Origin of the sequence: Lachnoclostridium phocaeense, from assembly GCF_959599685.1 — a bacterium.
GTDB classification, from domain to species: Bacteria; Bacillota; Clostridia; order Lachnospirales; family Lachnospiraceae; genus Claveliimonas; species Claveliimonas monacensis.
Genome location: NZ_CAUGIN010000017.1, coordinates 44,921 through 65,050, shown reverse-complemented (window position 1 = coordinate 65,050; position 20,130 = coordinate 44,921). Strand labels below are relative to the sequence as shown.

Here is a 20,130-nt window from a genome sequence, read left to right as displayed (position 1 = left end):
CAATCGGAGCCTATTTTTTAGGCTTCGCTTTTTCATAACTTATTTGACACTACCTATTCTCTGATCACTTCATCGACAATTTCTTCACCCGCATCGTCATCGACAAACAGCTCGTCTGTATACAGCCTGGTAGCCGCCATATCGATCAGCTTTTTAGGTGGATCTGCGTATCCCTTCATTTCCAGTATACCTTCCGCCGACTCGCAACAAAAACTTAGATGAAGATTTTCCAAGTGCCAGCGTATCTCCTCAAAAAGGCTTTCTGCCGCTGACGTACTATTTTCAAACTCACTCAATTTGCGTAATGTTTCTTTGGCATTATACATAGTGTTATCCTCCTGAATTAAAACGTAACAAGCAGATATCTCATTTGCACTCCTTTCCTCTGCAAATTTGTTCTGGAGATAGAGTGGAGTATAAAGGAAAAAATAAGACTAACAAAAAAGAAGGCGCAGAGCGCGCCTTCAAAAGCTGTTTGTCAATATCAATTACATATATTCCTCATATGAGCAAAGCTTTTTTTTGTTCATGTCAAAACCTAAGAGTGTGTCATCAAACACATCCGTTTCAGCAACCTCCTCCTCATTGACCTCTTTGACCATCTGTTTAATATCGGAAAGATCATAGCCTTCTAACATCTCTTCTGTTACGATCAGTATCTCATGAAGGGAACTGGGAATGATGACAAGGTCCTTCATTCCGAGCATGAGCCCGTACTGGTACAGCAGGTCTGGGTGAGCCAGGATGCTGGCCCCGAATGGTTCATTCCACTTATTAATACAGTAGAAAGCTGTGGCGGGTAGATTGGGTTTAGACTGGCGACCAAGCTGCGTAAGGCTTGTAAAGAGATCAGCGTCACTATGGATGGTGAACAGGTCCTCCTCTGCCAGACGTGCGTCTTCAAAGAGCTGCTCCTCCGTGACTTTCCAGAGTTTCAGGTGCTCCGGTTTAATGCGCACGACTCCTTCATTATTCCCATCACCACTAGCAATATATACACATGCCTGGACCATTACGGGCCCAAAGGACCATGTAACGGCCTGTTGACCCAACTTTTTATTTCTGTTTGCGGACATGACGATCAGACGGAGTTTTGGCTTGACAAATGTGTAGTCAATAATATTACTGACAAATGCTTCCATACCGTTTTTGTTATGGCAATTATTAAGGAAAAACTCAGCCATTTCAGATATGATCTCATCATAAGGATCCGTTTTTGCCCGTCTCTCAGCTATTTTCAAATCCATCCGTATTTCTTTGGCTCTAGTCAGCTTCAGGACCAGCATCCTGTACTCCTGGTCATTCTGCTTTGTGACTGTTTCGATACGAAGTTTTGCATCCTTGTACTTCTCCGGCAGATACTCCAAAAAATGATCTAATACATAATTCTCAAAATTTGTCATAATTATATCCTCCATGATTTTATTGAACAAACAGATATATCTTTTCTCTCCTTTCTTCTGCTGATTTGTTCTGAGGATAGAATGGAAAATAATAGAGAAAATAAAAAAGCAAACCAGGTTGTAGGGCTGATTGCTGAAAATATACGATCAGCGACATCTGGTTAATTGTATCTGCTTGCTCTGACAGATGGCAGTCCTAAATATGATCGATCAGCTTTTCACCTATTTCGCCGATCGTACCGCCATCCTCCCAGCCAAACAAGGACATATTTCCGCGTCTACATAGACCTTAGGGAAAGACATTTATAAGCACAGTTTTCCTGATTATCAATCAATTAACAGGCGGACCTGGCTTTTCAGCTGACCTGGAATGTGTATTTCTCATTTTCGGTCCTGACAACCAAATAACCATTACGCATAGTCTGCTCCTTTGGATGGATCGTGAATGTTTCCTTGTTTGCGTTTTCCAATACCCATCTGTCACCGCTTTCCTCATGGAACTCTAGCGGGTGGTCGATACGGACAGGCCTGCCTTTAGCTGCTCCAAAATCGGATTTTCCAAAGGTGGGTCCAAATCGCTCCATGATCTTGGCGTCTGTTGTTTCGATAAGATATAATCTCATTATATGATCTCCTTTCTTCTCTGTAGTAGTTCGCTGTCCTCTATACTTTCTTCTGTAGTGTGGAAGAATTTTGCCAAACACCACACTTTTACACAAGATCAGTCCTAACAGTCGTGTATCATTCAAGCTCGTTACGGAACTACCATCGTTTATCGGGAAAGTTGCTACTGGTAACAGAGTGCAGGGTAGTCATAAGCATTAAACCTATATGCTTTTCCTTGCAGTTATTTTCGAGATTATGGTAGTATATACACAGAAACCCAACACATATGTTCGCAGAAGAAGGAGGCATCGATGGAAGGAAGTAAAGAAAGAACATATATTGCCATTGATCTGAAAAGCTTCTACGCCTCCGTTGAATGCCGGGAGCGAGGCCTTGACCCGCTGGACACCAACCTGGTGGTAGCGGATGAAAGCCGAACGGATAAGACAATCTGCCTGGCAGTCACACCTTCCCTTAAAGGCTACGGGCTTCCCGGACGATGCCGACTGTTCGAAGTGAAGCAGAAAGTAAACGAGGTAAATACCTTCCGCAGCCAACGTACACCAGGGCATAAGCTGATAGGCAGCTCATATTCGGATAAAGAGATAAAGACGGACCCGGCGCTTGCCCTTGACTTCCTCATTGCGCTGCCCAGGATGTCCCTCTACATGGAATATAGCGCCAGGATCTATGAAATTTACTTAAAATACATCGCGCCAGAGGACATCCATGTTTACAGTATTGACGAGGTATTCATAGATGCGACCAGCTATCTTCATACGTATCAGTTATCACCGCGAGCCCTGGCCAAGAAAATGATCCTGGATGTCCTGGAAACGACCGGGATTACCGCGACTGCCGGGATCGGGACCAACCTGTATCTTTGCAAGGTTGCCATGGATATCATGGCAAAGCATATCCCAGCAGATGAAAACGGGGTCCGGATCGCGGAACTGGATGAGATGAGCTACCGCAAACATTTGTGGTCCCACCGTCCCCTAACGGATTTCTGGAGAGTCGGGAGTGGTTATGCGAAAAAATTAGGAGCATATGGGATGTATACAATGGGTGACATCGCCAGATATTCAGAAATGGATGAGGATCTGTTGTATCATCTCTTCGGGAAAAACGCTGAATTACTGATCGACCATGCTTGGGGCTGGGAGCCATGCACCATGGCGGCGATCAAATCATACAGACCGGCAGACAGCAGTCTTGGATCCGGACAGGTCCTCCAGTGTCCATATGAGCCGGAAAAGGCCAGGCTCGTAATTCGGGAAATGGCGGATCTTCTTGCCTTAGATCTGGTCGATAAATGTCTGGTTACAGACCAGATTGTTCTCACCGTTGGATATGATATTGAAAACCTGAAGGATCAGGAAAGGATGCGGGGGTATCACGGCGAGATCGTGACTGACCGCTACGGACGGGCCGTCCCCAAGCATGCTCATGGGACGCTGAACCTGGATACCTATACTTCTTCATCCTCCAGGATCATGGAAGCTGTTTCTGCCCTATTTGACCGTATCGTGGATAAAAGCCTGCTGGTCCGCCGGTTGAATGTGACCGCAAATCGTGTCATCCCGGAAGCGAGAGCTCCTAAAAAGGAAAATGGCTATGAACAGCTCGACCTCTTTACAGATTATGGTGCTCGGGAAGAAGAGACGAAGAAAGAACAGGAGCACTTGGAGAAGGAAAGAAAGATGCAGCAAGCAATGCTGGACATTAAGAAAAGATTCGGGAAGAACGCGATCCTTCGCGGAATGAACCTGCAGGACGGTGCGACGGCGAAGGACCGTAATTCCCAGATCGGAGGGCATAAAGCATGATAGACTCTTATGACGATATTATAGGACTTCCTCACCACGTCTCCAAAAAGCACCCGCAAATGCCTCTGGAGGACCGGGCAGCACAGTTTTCTCCTTTTGCCGCACTTTCCGGCTATGACTCTGTGATCCAGGAAACCGGACGCATTGTGGATAAGGAGATCTTGTTGGATGAAGAGGCACTTGAAAGTCTTGACCGAAAATTTAAGAGCCTGCTGGAACATGTGGATGAAAGCCAGGAGGTCAAATTTACTGTTTTTGAGCCGGATGAAAAGAAAGCAGGAGGCAGCTACCAGCGTTTGAGAGGCATCATCAAGAAAATAGATATGTTTAACCGTATGATCATCCTGGAGGATGGGGTGCAAATCCCTATGGACCATATTGTTGATGTAGACAGCACTTACGGTGAGTAGGCTTCGATTTAGTTTGTGACCTCTTGGCTTTCGGATGGGGCCACGGAAAGATGATCAACAAGTGCGTCGATCATGCGGCCCATCAGGTCAGACTGGGTTCTATCAGGCTCGCATAATTCAATGAGCCAGTCCTGGGCATAAGGATAGCCCACATCGATTAAAAAGCGCGATGCCATTTCACACCGCTCCTGTTTTGTGAGCCGCCGTACTTCGTGATGGAAATTAAACCGCCGGGCCAGGGCTGGATCAAGAATGTCCGGGCGGTTCGTGGCTCCAAGAAGGATCACGTCATTGTGCAGAGAGTCCAGGTTCTGCATGAGGCTGATCACGACCCTCGACATCTCCCCTACCTCATTTGCCTTTTTATCCCTGGACATGCCGATTGCGTCCAACTCATCCAGCATAAAGACACATTTTCTCTCTTTTACAAAATCAAAGGCTCTTGATATATTTTTCTGTGTCCCACCAAGGTAGCTGTCGATAGCGTGACTGAAATTCAGATAAGCGAATGGAAGTCCCATCTTATAGGCCAGATATCGGCCAAATGTGGTCTTCCCAGTCCCGCTTTCGCCGTATAAAAGCGTGCTGTTGACGTAGCGTATCCCCATCTCCTGTAGACGCCTAGCGGCATGGTCTGTCCGGATGAGCTTGTCAGCCAGTTCCTCCTCCCGTGCGGAGAGAAAGTATCGTCTTTCATTGAATGAAATCGACACATCCTCCATGACAAGGATATGCATCAGATCAGCAGGCAGCTCCATGAAGTTCATCGTGCTATTATTTAGCATATTGAGGTTCCGTATTACAAAATGTCTGTTTTTCTGTGTATTGTCCTGCTCCAGGATTACCTTGGCTATTTTCTTCGCATCAATCAGTTTGTTCTCACAGACCGCCTCAATGAGGCGACGTTCCAGATCGTTCATAATTTCCTCCTTTCGCCTGGATCTCCCAAGCACATAGTGTATTTTACATTTCCCTTTCAAACTTTATCTTTTGGGATAGCTCATTATCGTGTCGCACTCCAATTTGTAACTGCCATCGTGGCTTTTTACTGTTTTTTCCCGGTAGATAACATTTAGTTTTCCGTCTTTTTCTTCTACCCGGTAGGAACTGGGATTAGAGATTATATTTTCCAATGTACTGATCGGGACCTCATATTTCTTGCTCAGAGCATTTGCTTTACAGACCATATCATGTTCTTCACCTATCACATACATAATCTCATTCTTCTTGGCCCAGAAAAAGCGCTGACACTGATCAGGGAAAGTAAGCCATACTACGCTGAGCAGACAGAAGATTAACACTAAAAGCACGGCTCCGGAAAATACATTCCTTAATTTCATTTGATAAACACTCTCCTCTCTGATTTAAGAAGGACGGGCGGTAATCCTCGGTTACTCGAAGCTGAATAGTTCACTGTTTTTTAGGTATATTTCCATGTTCTTGCAATTTTGTACAATTCTGCGCAACCTCCTGATCTACCAATGTTTTACGGATACTGTCTTTGAGGGGTAATCCTCGTCCATACCAACGCAGGCATGAAGCAACCATTTTGTCTTCCTTGATATATTTTATGACAATTGAGTACGCATCTTTTCCTGCCAAGGTGCGAAGGCTGGCAAGTCCCATGCCAGACCAGCCATCGCACCCTCCGGTTTTCAGCTTCAAGTAGTCCTTGAATGTTTTTGTTTTCTTGTTCCTGTTAAATGAAGCAATGCGCTTTTTACAGTCAGGGTAGATGAACAGATCCGCATCTTTCATTTCCCCTATATTACCAGGAATATCCAAACGTATCCCCATTGCGCCTCTCTTTGCAGGAGATTTATTTGCCTCTTTTTCTGTCCTTCTTACGGCCTGTGAGGTGACTGTGTCCGGATTTTTCGCTGATGATCGGATCCCTTCGGTTGCAAGTGCGTCACAGCGTTCGTTATATGGATCACCATTATGTCCTCGCACCCAGGAAAATTTGACTTTCTTCCCGGCCATCGCCTTGTCAAGCTCCGCCCAAAGATCCTGATTCTTATTCCTGGCCCAGCCTGCCTTCATTGTGTTGACCAGATACTGTGAGTCCGAGATCAGTTTCACACGGCTGCCCCTGGGGAGCTCTCTGAGCCCTTCAATAGCCGCCATGATTTCCATGCGGTTATTTGTGCTGGAATAATAACCCTTCGATATTTCTTTGATCATCATATGCTCACCTTTTAAGATCACGACCCCGATCCCTCCAGGGCCGCCCGGGTTCCAGGCGCATCCACCATCCGTGTAGAGTGTATAGATTTCCCCGGCAATCTCCTTTTCGTTTCGGGACGTACTGAAGGCGGCGATCAATTTTCTCTCTTCCTCAGCTTTAAGCTCTCTCTTTCCACATTCGATCATACTGATGGTACTGGCAGAGATGCCGATCAAAGATCCCCACTCTTTTTGGGTATAGCACTTTCTGATCCTTAGATCTTTGAACTCTTTTCCTGTCATGATTTTTTCACCTCTTTTCTTATAGTTTGCAAGAAAATACGCGATCTTCCAGTATTTGAGCAAAAAAAAGAAGAGGATATAATCCTCTTCCTTGTAGCTGTATGTTTTAGGCGATTTTGATCGCTTTCATCAGATTTTCCTTCAGATGCTGGCTGTTTATCGCACTATTTCCTCGATATTCCTTAGTAAGAGCAAACTTCACCAATGCCCAATCCTCCGGATGTTGTCGTATCGCGTCAATGTCCTCGGGCAGGAGCCTTGCAGTCTTCTTTTTTGTGTTATAGAACCGGGAACTGATCTGGTACTCACCTGACAGAAACTGAGCGGCGCAGCGGATATACTCCATGATATAGGTATAGTCCAGCCTGGGGTCCGTAGAATACAGATCGTCAAAAATCTCCTTAAGTCCCATGCCTGTTTCAGCTTTTATCATGGACAGGCAATACGTTATCTCGGACTGTTGGAATGATAATACGTCCTTAAGGACCTCGATCGAGTAATTTTTATAGAATGTACCCATCATAACGTGCGTTTCATACCGGTCCATAAATGAGTATTGAACCGGCGCTTTTTGATCGAACACGGCGGGCTCAAAAAAGGCCAGCGCCTTCTCAGCATAAGCACCCGCTCTGCTTGATAATATGATCGGGTTGATACTGTTTTTTCCTTTGGATAGGTCCGGAAGGTAAACGAGTATGTTATGGATAATTGTTACCATAGTGGATCCTCCTCTAAATTAAAAGACCATCCTGACGCATGGAACAGAATGCTCCGTTATCACCGATGATCAAGTGGTCACTCAGTGTCAGGTTTAAAATCCGGCCAGCCTCATTGATCCTTTTTGTAAATAGAATGTCATTCTCCGATGGAGTGACACATCCGGAAGGATGATTATGGACCAGAAGGAAAGCTACCGCCCCGACCAGAAGGAGTCGGATCATGATCTCTCGTGGAGAGACAAAGGTTGCGGTCGCTGTCCCGTGTGATACTTCGAAGACACCGAGCGGTCTGCCTTTCGTCGTGGTTGCTATCATGTACATGTATTCTTCTGCAAGATGTTGCATATCATATAGGTCATTCATGAAACATACAACTTCATTTGGCTGTGTCAGCATGGATAGTGCTGAATAATTAGTAGCGTTTTCCTTAACCAGTATGAGACGCTTCTCATCGTCCGTTTTAACAGTATAGTTTGTGACTCTCATGAATGCCTCCTAAATCGTAATATCCATCGGCGCATATCCCGGATGATTTATCCCCGCTTTGATGGCAGTCTCCAGCAGCCATTCTCCCGGGATATATGAGCCATCGCTAAAATAGCGCTGAATAATCTCCTCTGCTTCTTCAAATGATATGCGTTTTTTATAAAAAAGCTCTCCATTGAGCCCATAAGCAAAGATCAGGAGTTTTTCCAGATCCTCATATGGTATAAACGCTTCTTTGGTCACATAGTATACCACAGATATTGATTTCTGTTCTGATTTCATAAATTATGCCTCCTTTATTAACTGTGAAATATGCTCCGTCTATTAGTGCAAAGATCCTCCTATTTCAATTTAGAACATACAGATATTATGTTTTCCTCCTTTCTCCTGTATTAATTGTTCTGCGTATAGAATGAAAACTTACAAAATTAATAGAAAAAGGAAGGGAGCCCTTCCTTAGATATCTGTTGTTCTACTTTAACTTTTATTAATCTTGTCTCGATATTCTCTTAAAGACGATCTGCTGATCGAGAATTCTATCGCATATATACACGCTCTGGAACGGGGCGCCTTTCTGCTCGATCCCATTCACAATATAGTTGACTCGTGGCCGCAGAAACATTATCTGAACTTCATGCTTTTTGAATAGATCGAACCTCTCATTACTGTCAAAAAGTCCCTGGAAATTAATGAGCATCGCAAATGGCTTCCCGATTTCGTACAGCCGCTTAAACACAGGAAGTTTTAGACTGTACGGTGGGTTGCTGATAATATAGTCACAGTCTGGAACTTTCTCGGTAAAAAAGTCATGGCCATCATCAATATGCCCGTACACCACGTGAAATCCATGATCAACAAATGTGTTAACATATTGGCTTTTTTCCGAGTCAAATGGACACCATATCCTGCTGTCAGGCTTTAGATAATCAATAATCGGAACCACAGCATATCGTGGTGTCCAATACTCATCCTGCTTCTGGAAGCTAAATTGAAATTGATTCATCTTCTTTGTTTTCACCTTTTTAAAATTTCACCATAGTTTTGGGATATATCACTAGCTGTTTTCTCTTTTCCCAAAATCGTATGTCCAGTTTCTGAGTAACAAATTTGGTAATAGAATGAAAAAAAGACAGAAAAATAAATCACGAGCCACATAAGAAGGGAGAAACTCTACTTATCCCATATAATTACAATCGCTAAACTTTTATTAAAAACAAAAGGCCCGGGAAGGTCCCAGGCCATTTCTTATAGTTTTTTGCTACTAATATTAATTGTTTCGAGATAGCACATAATCCCGCAGTCTTGCATGATCTCATCTTCCATCCGACCTCTGTTCGGGTCGAGTTCGTCCAAATATACTCCATTGATACAGGAATGTCCGACTTCTCTTTCTAGTTTCGCCATTCGGTCAAACACATCGGGAAAATCTTTCCTAATTTTGTTCCAGTAACCCATGCCGCCTTTTACACAACCGATGCAGTTGTTATTGTGATAGCCCATATCGTACATAACCGGCCTTTTAATCCCTAGCCTGTCCAAGATCGCATGTGCATCTTGCTTTGTCAGGCATCGATCTATTAAAGGATACTCATGATTAAATTCTACCATTGACTCATTCAGCCTTTCGGCTCTGTTTTTTTCGTCAATATCAAATCCCCAGACGTATGTAATGTCATAAGTTTCATGAGCATCTTCCCATTCTTTTCGCACACGTTTTTTAAGTATCTGCGTACATTTCGCCCCGTAAGCTCCATTGATGTATCTAAACTGTTTAATTACATTTTCGACGTTTCCATATGGAGATTTCAAAATCTGAACCGGTTGCCCCAATGCTTTCTCACAATCTTTAATAAATCTCATGCCATCTGGATGTTGATTTTCAATATCAATATAGATATATTTATCCACTCCTTCCGACAGATACCCTGCCACAAACGAGGATACTCCTGCTGATAGCCAGCAAACTTTAAGTTTTTCTTTCACACCAACCACTCACACTATCTAGTGATGTGGTTAATCTAATAATCGGCTTGGATGCATTATTAAGTGCTTATCTAGGCACAGCCACTCCATTACATTTTACTGACAGATTCACCATACTAATCTCTGCCAAACCTAGTTTCACTAGGATAGGTGCTACTCCTTTCTGACAAATATTTTCATTTTATTGATTATTTCTCCTACACTTTTCTTCTAATAGATAAAACGGTGGAGGGACTCCTCGAACTCCTTCGGAGTAAGGAGCAAGTCTATCAGATAATCGCCCCTGGTATTTTCAAGGAGTAATCTGACCTTATCCGTTTCTTCTTCGATGACTTTGGCCCATGTGACCGAGCTGAACCATTTCTCCGGATCCTCTTCTTCTGACAGATATTTAAAAGAATATCTGTCAGAAGCTTTATCATAGACAAAGAACCCTCCGTATGTGAGGGTAAGTTTGGCTAGTGCCTGCATGGACAGTTTCACTTTTTTGGGTTCAGGTGCCATCAAAGTCAGTATCCTTTCCCGATCGATAGCCCGCTTTGACGAATACACCTCCCGGTCAACAGCTTCTACATCCTCCCCTTCGATAGGAGCAAGAATTCCGGCATTCAAATAGCCCTCCAGCCATTCACCATAGGAAGGATTATTATCTAAATGATCCTTCATGGCATAATAGCGTTTGTGGAGGTCGTAATTGGACCATAAATCCGAAGCAAACCTTCCTGTACCCTTGTACGTTATGACTGCCTCCTCAAATTCTTCTTTAGTGAACATGAAGGTATAATCGGCGTCGTTCGGGATATCTACCGCTATAAACGAACCCGCCTCGGCGAGGGTTTTTGCCCTTACTACACTGGGACAATAAAAGATATATCCTCCGGGCTTTATGATGCAAATAAATTGATCTTTTTTACAATCCTCGACCACCTTCACCCCGCAAAGGAGTTCGCGGTGGGCCAACGCCTCCATGGAGAGGAGGACTTCCTTGCATTGGTACTGATTGTGTATGCCAGACTCTTCAGACTCATCCAGCGGAACGGGCTGCCATTCAGACGACATCCCTTCCTCCATACTGCCGAGTTTGATCGAAACACGGTCCGGTTCCACGCACAGTAAACCGTACAGGACCGTTTCCTCACCGTTATCTACACAAACCGGGTGGATGCCTTCCGTTTTGGACAGATCATTTCCCAGGGCCTTATAGAAACCGACGATGGCTTCTTTTACATTTTTCAGGATACTTCCATCAGAAGCTACGCTCAGTTTGGTAGGTGTTTTCCCTGGAAATCCAACCGTAATATACTGGTTGATTGTAACCAAGTCCTCCAATGACTCATACTGTGCGCCACATTTTTTACAGGTATAAGGACCTGTTGTGTGATCTTCATAAAAACCAATATGATTGATTGGTTTGCCTGTCCCATCACATATCACGTCAGCCTGAAAGATACGAGTTGCCTTAAACTCTGCTCCCCCGCAGGGGCACACCTTTCTCATATTCATTGTTCTGATCCTCCTCTTATACGCCCTCCACTATCATTCTCGCGCACTCTTTTAAAAGAGATACTCCTGTGCTACACGAATATGCATCTACTCGGCATTTTTCCCAGTACAGATTTGTGAGCCGACTTCCGATGAGGATACATTTTTCTCCGTAGCGTCCAGTGTCAAAACCGGCAGCGAGATGCCATCTCCTGAGAGACAGATTATTAAAGAACTTGTCTGATTTATAGGCTTCCTTCAGTTCTTCCTCAGTAAAGGGGATGCATTGTTTTACATTTTCTGATCCAAGTGCATTGATAATCAGCTGATATTTCTCCCTGTGTTCCATATCTCTTGGAATTTTTAATGCTTCATCAAAATTCATGGGGTCCTCCTATCCTTTTTCTGCTTATACTTACAAACAGATCTGATCTTAATTTATATGAGTGATAAAAACAGGATCGCCATCCGGGTCATCTTTTCCAAACACCCGAACGATTATTGCATCCTCCTCAGGGTTATATTCGACTGAAACTCCCGGACTGCCATCTGGTCCGATCAGTTCCGTCAATATCCCAGGATATTCCTCGTCTGGCATAACTGTAGCTTTCAATATGCCATGGGGAGTGTTTACTGATAATTCTTCCTGCTTCATTCCGTTACCTCCTTGTATACCCTGCCTCCAAGTCCAAAGATCTTATCAGACATCTCGCCTGGCTGTAGATCATTTAGTGCCTGTTCAAACATATACATCCTGCTGTCAATCATATCCAGCTCATGGAGGAGCATAGCCTCCGGTACTGCAGGTCCGCTTATGGCACCATATTCCTGCTCGCCATGGTGTGACGCGACAAGGTGCTTTAAGAGCTTCACCTTCTCCGGATCATATTTGATCCCTTCAGTCTCTTCCTCCACGATCTTGCGGTCGATCATTTCAATGCCAAGAAGACTGTGGCCAAATAGGCTTCCCTCAATGGTGTATTCAGCAATGCCGAGGTTGTCTGTTTCCAGTTCCTCCAATTTGCCGATGTCATGAAGGATAGTCCCCGCCAGAAGCAACTCCCGGTCTACAGGATAGATCTTCATGAGCATTACCGCGGCATAAGCCATGCGGTAAGTATGGTATAACCATCCGGCCCGACAGTTATGATGCATTGTCTTTGCTGCGGACCAGTACAAGATCTTCTGTCTATTATCGTCCAGAAGGCTCATGGTCAAGTCGAGCAGATCACTGCATGGTGACTGGAAATTCTTAGGGACTTGCTTTCTCATCAATACCTTAAGGTCCTCAAACATCCTAACCGGATCCATAGGGGCAGAAAGAACATAGTCCTCAATCCTGGATTCCGCTGATGCCGGACCATATTTGTAGACCTCGTATGAAAGCTGATCCTGGTACAGTTTGACATATATTTCCGCTATAATGAGTGATTTCTCGGGGACACGGACCTCTTCTTTCTTTGTGTTCCACAGGTTGGCCGAAATCTCCTTCTCTCCATCCGTGAGTGTGAATTTGCAGAATGCACCTCCACTCTTTGTTTCACGTTCCTCGATCCGCTCCAGTAGAAGTACGATCTCCTGTTTTTGGTCGAGCTTTAGTTCACTGATCTTCATATTAGTGATCCTCCTGAATAAATATTCGAACTATAAGATTTTTCAACTCCTCCTATCCTCTCTGATTTAGTTCTGTGGATAGAGTGGAAGTTTGTAGGCACAATAAAAAGCACCATAATGGTGCCTTTCCATATTATTGTTCGTCTACAAATTTCTGTGCCTGCTTTTTAGCAAACGCTTCTGCCTCCGCTGGATCCATTCCGTATGCCTTTTTCATATATTCCTCAAAACTCTGATCTGCTTTAGCTGCAAAACCATTGAGAACTTCATATATTTCCGACTTCCGTTGTTCTATATCGGATGTGGTATACATATTCAATTGTTTGCTTTCAATGATATCGGACCATGCCTGGAACTCCGCTTCTGTCAGGTCAGCCACATCATTGGCTGCGGCCAATCCTGTTTCTACCCGTTTTTCAAGTTCTAGCATGCTATCAATATCCAGGTACTTATCCACAAAGTCGTCGGACAAGGCGGGCGCTGTATGTGCTTTTTCCGCAGCTCTCTTAATCACACTTATGGTCGCTTCATTGACCGGAGTATTCTCTGTGGAATCTGGTAGCTTATACTCCTCAAGACCGGATTTCAGTCCGCAGGCAGAAATCATATACATCATGAGCATGAGGGTTATCGTTACCATTGCTTTACGTCGCATAAGATCACCTCCTTCCTTTCCAATAGTGTGTGCTATCTTATGAAGAACAAAAGGCCCGGATCCCTCCGAGCCTATTCTCTAATCTGGTGTGTCAGGCAAGGCGTTCTGCCTTGCAGCCAGAGTCATAACAATTGTCAGGGCCATTTCTACGCCCGTCGAAAATATCCTGCTTCACCATTTCTTCCACTTCTTCCTTGGTAAGGTCCTCGTCCGCTTCTACAATATAGCCGCTGGAATATGCCTCCCAGTACGTAACCAACCATTTCACTTTATTATTCATAAAATACTCCTTTGTGGTGCCTTATACCACTGCAATTTTGATTTTATCTGACAGATAGTCACAATCTCTTTCACCAAATGGGATTTCCAGATTGCCTACCACCTTGCAAAACGCCTTCCTTTCAGCCATGAACAGCTCAAACCAGTCGCCTATACACAGGTCCGCTTCCTCTTCATCATGGAAGGCGTCATGAGCCCTTTGCGCAAGCGAAGCGGCAAGCTCTGTATCTTGCGCTTTGATCAGATAGACCAGCGGTGCGACTCCGATTGAGTCTGCATATTCCAGGTAATAGGTCCCGTCAAAATCTAATACAAATAATGCGTACATAGCTCCCTCCTATTCAAATTGAACGATGTATTTTAGCAGCATTGCCGCCTCGTCATAAAAAATGATCTCATCATTGAGAAGAGACTGCCCGGCGTGCGCGTGGACACAGTTCTTTCCCATAGCATCTAACATCTGCTTATCATATTGCCGGGATGAATACACGTCTTCCGGTCGTCCATAAGCCGTCTCATACATGCCCATAAATGCAGTCCCGGAGTTGCCGGAAGCCCAAAAGCTACCGTAATAGGATGTATAGCCCCAACTCTTTTTTGCGGACTTCGCAAAATATATGCCGTTCCCAAACATCTTCCCAGATATCACGGCATTCGGGTGCAGAAGGAGTCCGTTCTTTATGATCGAGAGCCAGTTCTCGTTCCTAGACCCATGCCAGAGCCGTTTCACCCTTTTGATACCATGCGACTGCTTATATGCATTATATTTTTTCTCCTGTTCGGGTATGAGTACCCGATATACAGCTTTTGCTTTCTGCTGGAGGTCCGGGTCAAGCCGTTTGAGCACCTCCTCCTGTTGATGCTTGGTAGCCAGGCGGACCGTGACGCCCATTGCCTTGAAGGAACCCTTCCCTTTCCCCTGCGGGATTGTCCCGTGTGACACGATAGCCTCCATAGCGTGGAGCAGATCTTCCTCCCGCAAGAGGATATCTTCGAAGTCTGTCGTGCTGGCCGCAAGGAGCATGGAGACCTTGCGGACGCGCCTGGGGCTGACCGTCATCAGCCTTTTTAATACATCATTGAACCTATCCACTGTATCCTGACGCAATAATTCCTGATATAATTCCTGACTTTTCTTTACCTGTCCAAACGTAACGCGCTCATCCACAAGTGATTCCTGGACGACATGCCTTGCATATCCGAGAAGGGTCAGATAGAGCTCTTCAGAAGGCGATGTCTTTGTGGAAGACACAGATCGCCTCGTTTCCACATAGTCCGCTTTGTTATCAGGCTCTGTACTAAGATATATATCGGACTGGTCGGTATATCCTTTGGATAGTTTTTCGTAGTACCGGATCCAGAACAGGCGGCTGTCATAAGGCATCTGGATATCTTTCACACCGAAGGCCTCTCCCCGCCGGGAACCGATCCTGCCATATGTCACGTCGATCACCCCGCCTCTTGGCTTCAGGTGATAAAACTTGTAGTTGTTGGATTCTTCATTAATACAGGTCAGATATGTTTCAGGATAACTTCCGGGCTTTAGTCCGTTGATATTGCAATAGTTTTCGGAAACATACATGGACGGCAGTTTCACCCCGTTTTTCATGAAGGTTCCTCTCTTTTTGATCGCATATTCAGCATCACCATATGTGCAGAACACACTGAGTATATTCGGGATTGAAAGATCCGGCAGGATCTTGCCCACCTCCATGAACACGTCCGACTCGCATGGTGGGACATCTACCTGTTTACTGCCTTCATTCCATCGAATAAAAAGCTGCATAGTTACAAATCCTCCTTAAATTTAATTTGAACACACCGATATAGAATATTTTTAATCTCCTTTCTTCGGTAAGATTTGTTCTGAGGATAGAGTGTGGCCTGCTTTCCAAAATAAAAAGGCGCGTATAATACGCACCCTTTTATCATAGCTGACGGTACGGCTGGCTATGATTACCAGTCGTCTTCATCCTCATCGTCGAAGTCATCGTCTTCATCCTCAAAGTCATCATCCTCATTCTCTTCGTCTCCTTCATCAGGAAGAGAAAGAGCTTTTGCTGCATCTGTATATTTCCAGTCACTGGGGTCATCCGCACATACCAGTTCCCCGGAACGAATTTTTTCTAATGTGCTATCGTCATAACCTTCGGGCTCCCTGTGCATGATATAGATCATGTTTCCTTCCACAAGACGCAGTTCGGCATCCTCCAAGCCCAGATCCATAAACGGAAATGCCCGTAAGAGAGGCAAATTTTCAAGATTAGACGGATAGATAGCCACGATTTTTCCGTGAGTCCAGTAATTCTTGTCCCCGGAACGGAATTTTACAAACACCTCGTCTCCGATAGGGTAACGAAACTTTCCTCTTGTCACCTGGTTGTCTTCAAATCTTACCTTACACATAAATAAATCCTCCTATAATACTATTTATGTCCATCAGCTATGTACGTTGTTCACTCCCTTCTTCGCCGATGTCCATCTGATAGTAGAGTGAAGAATATTGAAAAAAACAAAAGTCCCGGCATTTTGCCGGGACCTGTGTCCATATCATTTAGTACCAATTTTTGTATTCTGCTCCTGTGAGAATAACATATTCTTCTGGATCGTTGTGAATTATTGTGTCTGAAGCCTTGTCACAGCCATCATATATACAAATGCGAAACATTGCTTATTGTTTATACATGAGGAGGAAGGGCAGAACCCTTCCTCAGTAAATGCTGCTGTTTTGAATTAGCTTTTCACCACTCATTTATCAACCTTTATGTTCACACGTCCCGGTGCAATATTTCCAGCTTCTATCCCCATTGCGATAAGTTTTCCCTCTAATGATATTGCTTGATCCCCATCTACCTTAACCTGTACACAGGTATACGTCTTTGCATATTTCCTCCCATAAACTGCACCCTTAACATCCTCAAACTTCGCCATTATCATATCTTCCCATCGGCAATAAATAAGCATTATTCTCAATGAGTAATACATATCCTGTCGGGAAATGCGGGTCATGCCAAGCAGAATCAATGATCAATTTTCCATCTTCGTCATATTTAAAATTTAGATCGTTTTTCATATTGTCCCTCCTTGAACTATCTGATCATATTACTTTATTGCAAAGGATTTTTTCGACCGGGGATGCGAGACCTTCATAGTGTATATATTTTTCAATCCGAGCTCCCAGGTCTGGATCCTTACAGATTGCTTCCGCTACCTGAAGAAACATCTTGCCACTAAAAGTCCAGATCGGGATGCCCAACCGGGCCGCTTCCTTTATCTCGCCCTCCATGCCTTCACTTATCCGGTCTCCGCAGACTAGCACCCTCTTGCATCTGTAGAGTAATTTCTTGCCGGCATCAAGTCCGGCGTCCCGTTCCTCCTGAACCGCATCATCGAGGACGACCGGGATATACCCATGTGGCGCTACCGCTGGGTAGCCTGTCTCCTTCCATGCCCGGACCATGTACCACCTGGCAGCCATCATATTATGATGCGTTTCCTTGAGAGTCTCCCCGCGAAGGGGAGAGCAGATATAGGAAATCTGACCAGGGTTTTCCATGATAAGCCGTTCCAGATCATAGATAGTATCACCAAGCGAAGCTTCAGTTTTTTCAAGTGATGCTTCAGGGGTATAGAGTTGATCCTCGTAATAGAGGATTTCCATATAGGCGAGCAGTAATGTCCTAAAACATGTAAGCAACTCCCTGTTGCTTCCGACGAACTTTGTAGTCGGCAATTCATCGCCGTTCAGTGCCAGGTAGTGCCAAATATATCCAACCTCCGGTAATGCAATGTCTAACAGTTTTTGGGCGGCTTTAAGACCTTCCTCGCCAAAACCGTCGAGGATATACTCTACCTCCTTTAAAATCGTGTTAATTTCTTCGCTGCTACCCTCTTCGAGGTCATCAGGGATTGTAATGTACCCCATCAGGCTTCTTGCAAAATCTGCCAGACTCCTATCGTTCAACTCATATCCGTTTATTGTGATCATACTTTTTCTCCTCCGTTATAAGATACTGTATGCAATCTTTGCTTCCATCTTCAGGATCCTACGGTTATTTGATCTTTTTATGTCTTGTTCATAAGGGCAGTGGTCACAGGGCCGTCCCTCGCATACAGAACAAGGAACCACCGGGTAGCCGCAAGTGGAACAATCCGTGATCCCTTCCGAAAATATGACTACTTCCTCACCACATTCCGGACACATCTCAATGGTATAGTCTGCCGGATCGATTGCATGCCATCCGAACACAGACAGTGGCTGCTTTTTGTGATAGAATCCGACGGTCCCATGGTGAATTGTATACTTCGCTAATTTGACCCCATCTTTAGTCTTGACTAAAAGAAGCCTCCCGTCGGGCACCAGTCCCTTGGTATCCGTGTCCCACTCCTCCTGCATCACAGGAATCTTTTTGGTTTTCTTTGCAGGGCGTATCTTATTCCAATAGAAAGCATCAATACACCAGATGACGAATTCGCTGAACACGGAAGCTGTGGTCGTTCCGTGAGGGCATGTCACGTCAAAAAAGTGGATCTTGGGTGCCTCCTGTTCCGTGTTCTCGCAATAATATAGGATCTCGCCAATCTCTTTTGTTGCCCTTTTCATGAGCGTTTCTCCGTCCATTTCGAGATAGATATCGGCCAGGATGCATCTTGCTTCACGTTTTACATATGCGACTTCTTCCTGCGACCTGTCCATATAGGAAGGTACTTCGATCAGGTCGACAATGCTCTGAGAAAATGTAAGAAGGCTGCTGTCATCAATCCGCAGCTTACGTTTTCCACGATTGTAAATAGTTTCCATATTTCAAATCCTCCTTGTAATCATTGAACACACAGATATAGACCTTATTCTCCTTTCGTCTGCAGATTTGTTCTGGAGATAGAGTGGATTATATGAGCAACAATAGATAAGCAACCAGTGTGTTATTCTGGTTGCTTAAACTTGCTACTATTCTATTTTGCTAGGATAAAACGCCCTTGTTTCTTCCTTCATACAACGAGAGCAGATGCAGTTTATCTTTCCATGCAAAGATCCAGTTCTTTTATTGCAAACCTATCTGAAGATCAATTAGACGACCGAGAAGTTTACATGACTTCTGTCTACAGTCAAAAATATCCGTCCATACGTCGATGAGCTCATACGGCGCTCCATCCTTACCATGTCCAGTCTCATCCAGAGCCTGATATGTTGCCTCTGATACATCAAAATCCTGAACAAACAGATCCAGTTCTTGGATCATTCCTGTAAGAGAATCGGCATTAAGGTTCACTGTAAAGATGGTCCCAGATGGAGCTTTACGTTCAAGGATCACTCCATCAATATCGAAACAAGTGGTCCAGCCGTCTTCTCTTCCTGCTTTTTCTATTTTTCTTCTCCAATCCATTATAGTTTCCTCCGTTCTTCTGTATATTTGGTATAAAGGTAGAATGCATTTTGGAGGCAACAATAAATAAAAAATTTGGTGAAAAATGTCATTTGATCAACTTACAGATCCGTAAGAATTTTTCACAACAATTTTGGGAAACAAAAAGGAAGGATCGCTCCTTCCTTTAGACTCAACGTGTTATTTGCTTGGTCCTACTATTCTTCCGCAATTTCTTTCATAACTCCAAGCTCATCCCACTTATCTTTGCATTCTTCAAAAGCCCGAACGATCTCGTCAGGTGTTACCTGTACTTCGGCACCTTTAAAAACCTCCTCAAAATCTACCAGTTCAAAGAAGGGGTGATCGTCCTCCATGTAAGTAGAAAACCCTTCTTCAGGAAGCCCGACTTCCGCCGGGATAAAGTATTCCCTGTCCTGGCAGCAGTTTCTTATTTGTTCTATCTGACGCATGGATAGCAGGCCGTTGATAATACAGGAATTCTGTACTTTATAGTTGCTCGCGTCCCGGTAAAGATACAGGATCTTCGTTTTAGGAGACTCTGACCAACCACATTCACAAAATTTTTTGTGGGCAAATGCGGCGATGTCACACAAGTATTCACCGTTCTCCTCATGACCCCGTTCGAATTCTTCTGACCATTCCAAGATGTGATCGGTAAGATGGGCCGTTGCCGCAAAATCTCCTGGCAGGGTCAGCGCTTTACTTTTGATCACTGTTCCAAATTCGATACTGATCTGTATGATATTTTCGAGTGTCTTCCTATCCATTGTATGCTTCCTCCTTAGTTTACTCAAGTGTGTAGCTCCTC

At 44.4% G+C, this 20,130-nt stretch carries 28 protein-coding genes; 2 read left to right on the top strand and 26 right to left on the bottom strand.

The genetic code is table 11. From position 1 onward, the window contains the following. Window positions 1-53 precede the first annotated feature (53 nt). The 3 genes from Q5911_RS09370 to Q5911_RS09360 all read right to left on the bottom strand — a co-directional run bounded on the left by Q5911_RS09370 (window position 54) and on the right by Q5911_RS09360 (window position 2,026). Window positions 54-326, bottom strand: coding sequence for a hypothetical protein (locus Q5911_RS09370; protein ID WP_303182507.1), 273 nt, complete (start codon window positions 324-326; stop codon window positions 54-56). A 162-nt stretch (window positions 327-488) separates the two neighbouring features. Then, complete coding sequence (locus Q5911_RS09365) at window positions 489-1,403, bottom strand: DUF5688 family protein (protein WP_303182506.1); 915 nt, start codon at window positions 1,401-1,403, stop codon at window positions 489-491. Window positions 1,404-1,759: 356 nt separating this feature from the next. Beyond that, entirely contained in the window at window positions 1,760-2,026 is a 267-nt protein-coding gene (locus Q5911_RS09360; protein WP_303182505.1) for a hypothetical protein, read from the bottom strand. Window positions 2,027-2,320: 294 nt separating this feature from the next. On the opposite strand from Q5911_RS09360, the gene Q5911_RS09355 reads away from it, so the two are divergent. Both Q5911_RS09355 and Q5911_RS09350 read left to right on the top strand, forming a co-directional pair. After that, window positions 2,321-3,838, top strand: a complete 1,518-nt coding sequence (locus Q5911_RS09355; protein ID WP_303182504.1) for a Y-family DNA polymerase — start codon at window positions 2,321-2,323, stop codon at window positions 3,836-3,838. Next, window positions 3,835-4,248 carry a hypothetical protein gene (locus Q5911_RS09350; protein WP_303182503.1) on the top strand — a complete coding sequence of 138 codons (414 nt, stop codon included), beginning with the start codon at window positions 3,835-3,837 and terminating at the stop codon, window positions 4,246-4,248. The genes Q5911_RS09355 and Q5911_RS09350 overlap by 4 nt, the downstream gene beginning before the upstream one ends. 8 nt (window positions 4,249-4,256) lie before the next feature. Here the strand turns inward: Q5911_RS09350 and Q5911_RS09345 are convergent, their stop codons facing one another. The 23 genes from Q5911_RS09345 to Q5911_RS09235 all read right to left on the bottom strand — a co-directional run bounded on the left by Q5911_RS09345 (window position 4,257) and on the right by Q5911_RS09235 (window position 20,089). Continuing rightward, on the bottom strand, window positions 4,257-5,168 hold the full coding sequence (locus Q5911_RS09345) for an ATP-binding protein (protein ID WP_303182502.1): 912 nt from the start codon (window positions 5,166-5,168) through the stop codon (window positions 4,257-4,259). Window positions 5,169-5,231: 63 nt separating this feature from the next. Beyond that, entirely contained in the window at window positions 5,232-5,588 is a 357-nt protein-coding gene (locus tag Q5911_RS09340) for a hypothetical protein (RefSeq protein ID WP_303182501.1), read from the bottom strand. A gap of 70 nt (window positions 5,589-5,658) precedes the next feature. Continuing rightward, window positions 5,659-6,717, bottom strand: a complete 1,059-nt coding sequence (locus Q5911_RS14845; protein WP_331592267.1) for an RNase H family protein — start codon at window positions 6,715-6,717, stop codon at window positions 5,659-5,661. A 106-nt stretch (window positions 6,718-6,823) separates the two neighbouring features. After that, window positions 6,824-7,435: a hypothetical protein gene (locus tag Q5911_RS09330; RefSeq protein WP_303182500.1), complete on the bottom strand. Its 612-nt coding sequence runs from the start codon at window positions 7,433-7,435 to the stop codon at window positions 6,824-6,826. 13 nt (window positions 7,436-7,448) lie between these two features. Beyond that, entirely contained in the window at window positions 7,449-7,922 is a 474-nt protein-coding gene (locus tag Q5911_RS09325; RefSeq protein ID WP_303182499.1) for a JAB domain-containing protein, read from the bottom strand. Between the two features lie 9 nt (window positions 7,923-7,931). After that, a complete protein-coding gene (locus Q5911_RS09320) occupies window positions 7,932-8,204 on the bottom strand; it encodes a hypothetical protein (RefSeq protein ID WP_303182498.1) in 273 nt (90 codons plus the stop codon). Window positions 8,205-8,409: 205 nt separating this feature from the next. Further along, complete coding sequence (locus Q5911_RS09315; protein ID WP_303182497.1) at window positions 8,410-8,925, bottom strand: sugar-phospahte nucleotidyltransferase; 516 nt, start codon at window positions 8,923-8,925, stop codon at window positions 8,410-8,412. 242 nt (window positions 8,926-9,167) lie between these two features. Then, window positions 9,168-9,905: a phosphoadenosine phosphosulfate reductase gene (locus tag Q5911_RS09310; protein ID WP_303182496.1), complete on the bottom strand. Its 738-nt coding sequence runs from the start codon at window positions 9,903-9,905 to the stop codon at window positions 9,168-9,170. A 210-nt stretch (window positions 9,906-10,115) separates the two neighbouring features. Next, window positions 10,116-11,408 carry a hypothetical protein gene (locus tag Q5911_RS09305; protein ID WP_303182495.1) on the bottom strand — a complete coding sequence of 431 codons (1,293 nt, stop codon included), beginning with the start codon at window positions 11,406-11,408 and terminating at the stop codon, window positions 10,116-10,118. Window positions 11,409-11,424: 16 nt separating this feature from the next. Next, on the bottom strand, window positions 11,425-11,772 hold the full coding sequence (locus tag Q5911_RS09300) for a hypothetical protein (protein WP_303182494.1): 348 nt from the start codon (window positions 11,770-11,772) through the stop codon (window positions 11,425-11,427). A 48-nt stretch (window positions 11,773-11,820) separates the two neighbouring features. Beyond that, the gene (locus Q5911_RS09295; protein ID WP_303182493.1) at window positions 11,821-12,042 is read right to left on the bottom strand and encodes a hypothetical protein; all 222 of its coding nucleotides are present in this window, start codon (window positions 12,040-12,042) and stop codon (window positions 11,821-11,823) included. Beyond that, complete coding sequence (locus Q5911_RS09290) at window positions 12,039-13,001, bottom strand: 3'-5' exoribonuclease YhaM family protein (RefSeq protein ID WP_303182492.1); 963 nt, start codon at window positions 12,999-13,001, stop codon at window positions 12,039-12,041. Before Q5911_RS09290 ends, Q5911_RS09295 begins: the two co-directional genes overlap by 4 nt. Window positions 13,002-13,134: 133 nt before the next feature. Then, complete coding sequence (locus Q5911_RS09285) at window positions 13,135-13,656, bottom strand: hypothetical protein (RefSeq protein ID WP_303182491.1); 522 nt, start codon at window positions 13,654-13,656, stop codon at window positions 13,135-13,137. A gap of 91 nt (window positions 13,657-13,747) precedes the next feature. Further along, on the bottom strand, window positions 13,748-13,936 hold the full coding sequence (locus Q5911_RS09280; RefSeq protein ID WP_303182490.1) for a hypothetical protein: 189 nt from the start codon (window positions 13,934-13,936) through the stop codon (window positions 13,748-13,750). A 21-nt stretch (window positions 13,937-13,957) separates the two neighbouring features. Further along, window positions 13,958-14,263 (bottom strand): hypothetical protein, encoded by a 306-nt coding sequence (locus tag Q5911_RS09275; RefSeq protein ID WP_303182489.1) that lies wholly within the window; start codon window positions 14,261-14,263, stop codon window positions 13,958-13,960. A 9-nt stretch (window positions 14,264-14,272) separates the two neighbouring features. Next, window positions 14,273-15,721 (bottom strand): hypothetical protein, encoded by a 1,449-nt coding sequence (locus tag Q5911_RS09270; protein ID WP_303182488.1) that lies wholly within the window; start codon window positions 15,719-15,721, stop codon window positions 14,273-14,275. 170 nt (window positions 15,722-15,891) lie between these two features. Beyond that, entirely contained in the window at window positions 15,892-16,341 is a 450-nt protein-coding gene (locus Q5911_RS09265; RefSeq protein WP_303182487.1) for a hypothetical protein, read from the bottom strand. Window positions 16,342-16,683: 342 nt separating this feature from the next. Next, window positions 16,684-16,866 carry a hypothetical protein gene (locus tag Q5911_RS09260; RefSeq protein WP_303182486.1) on the bottom strand — a complete coding sequence of 61 codons (183 nt, stop codon included), beginning with the start codon at window positions 16,864-16,866 and terminating at the stop codon, window positions 16,684-16,686. Then, the gene (locus tag Q5911_RS09255) at window positions 16,853-17,008 is read right to left on the bottom strand and encodes a hypothetical protein (protein ID WP_303182485.1); all 156 of its coding nucleotides are present in this window, start codon (window positions 17,006-17,008) and stop codon (window positions 16,853-16,855) included. Before Q5911_RS09255 ends, Q5911_RS09260 begins: the two co-directional genes overlap by 14 nt. A 24-nt stretch (window positions 17,009-17,032) precedes the next feature. Beyond that, on the bottom strand, window positions 17,033-17,923 hold the full coding sequence (locus tag Q5911_RS09250) for a DUF7768 domain-containing protein (protein WP_303182484.1): 891 nt from the start codon (window positions 17,921-17,923) through the stop codon (window positions 17,033-17,035). A gap of 15 nt (window positions 17,924-17,938) precedes the next feature. Then, on the bottom strand, window positions 17,939-18,736 hold the full coding sequence (locus Q5911_RS09245) for a hypothetical protein (RefSeq protein WP_303182483.1): 798 nt from the start codon (window positions 18,734-18,736) through the stop codon (window positions 17,939-17,941). Between the two features lie 241 nt (window positions 18,737-18,977). After that, window positions 18,978-19,319 carry a hypothetical protein gene (locus Q5911_RS09240; protein ID WP_303182482.1) on the bottom strand — a complete coding sequence of 114 codons (342 nt, stop codon included), beginning with the start codon at window positions 19,317-19,319 and terminating at the stop codon, window positions 18,978-18,980. 197 nt (window positions 19,320-19,516) lie between these two features. Continuing rightward, window positions 19,517-20,089: a hypothetical protein gene (locus tag Q5911_RS09235; RefSeq protein WP_303182481.1), complete on the bottom strand. Its 573-nt coding sequence runs from the start codon at window positions 20,087-20,089 to the stop codon at window positions 19,517-19,519. Window positions 20,090-20,130: the final 41 nt, after the last annotated feature.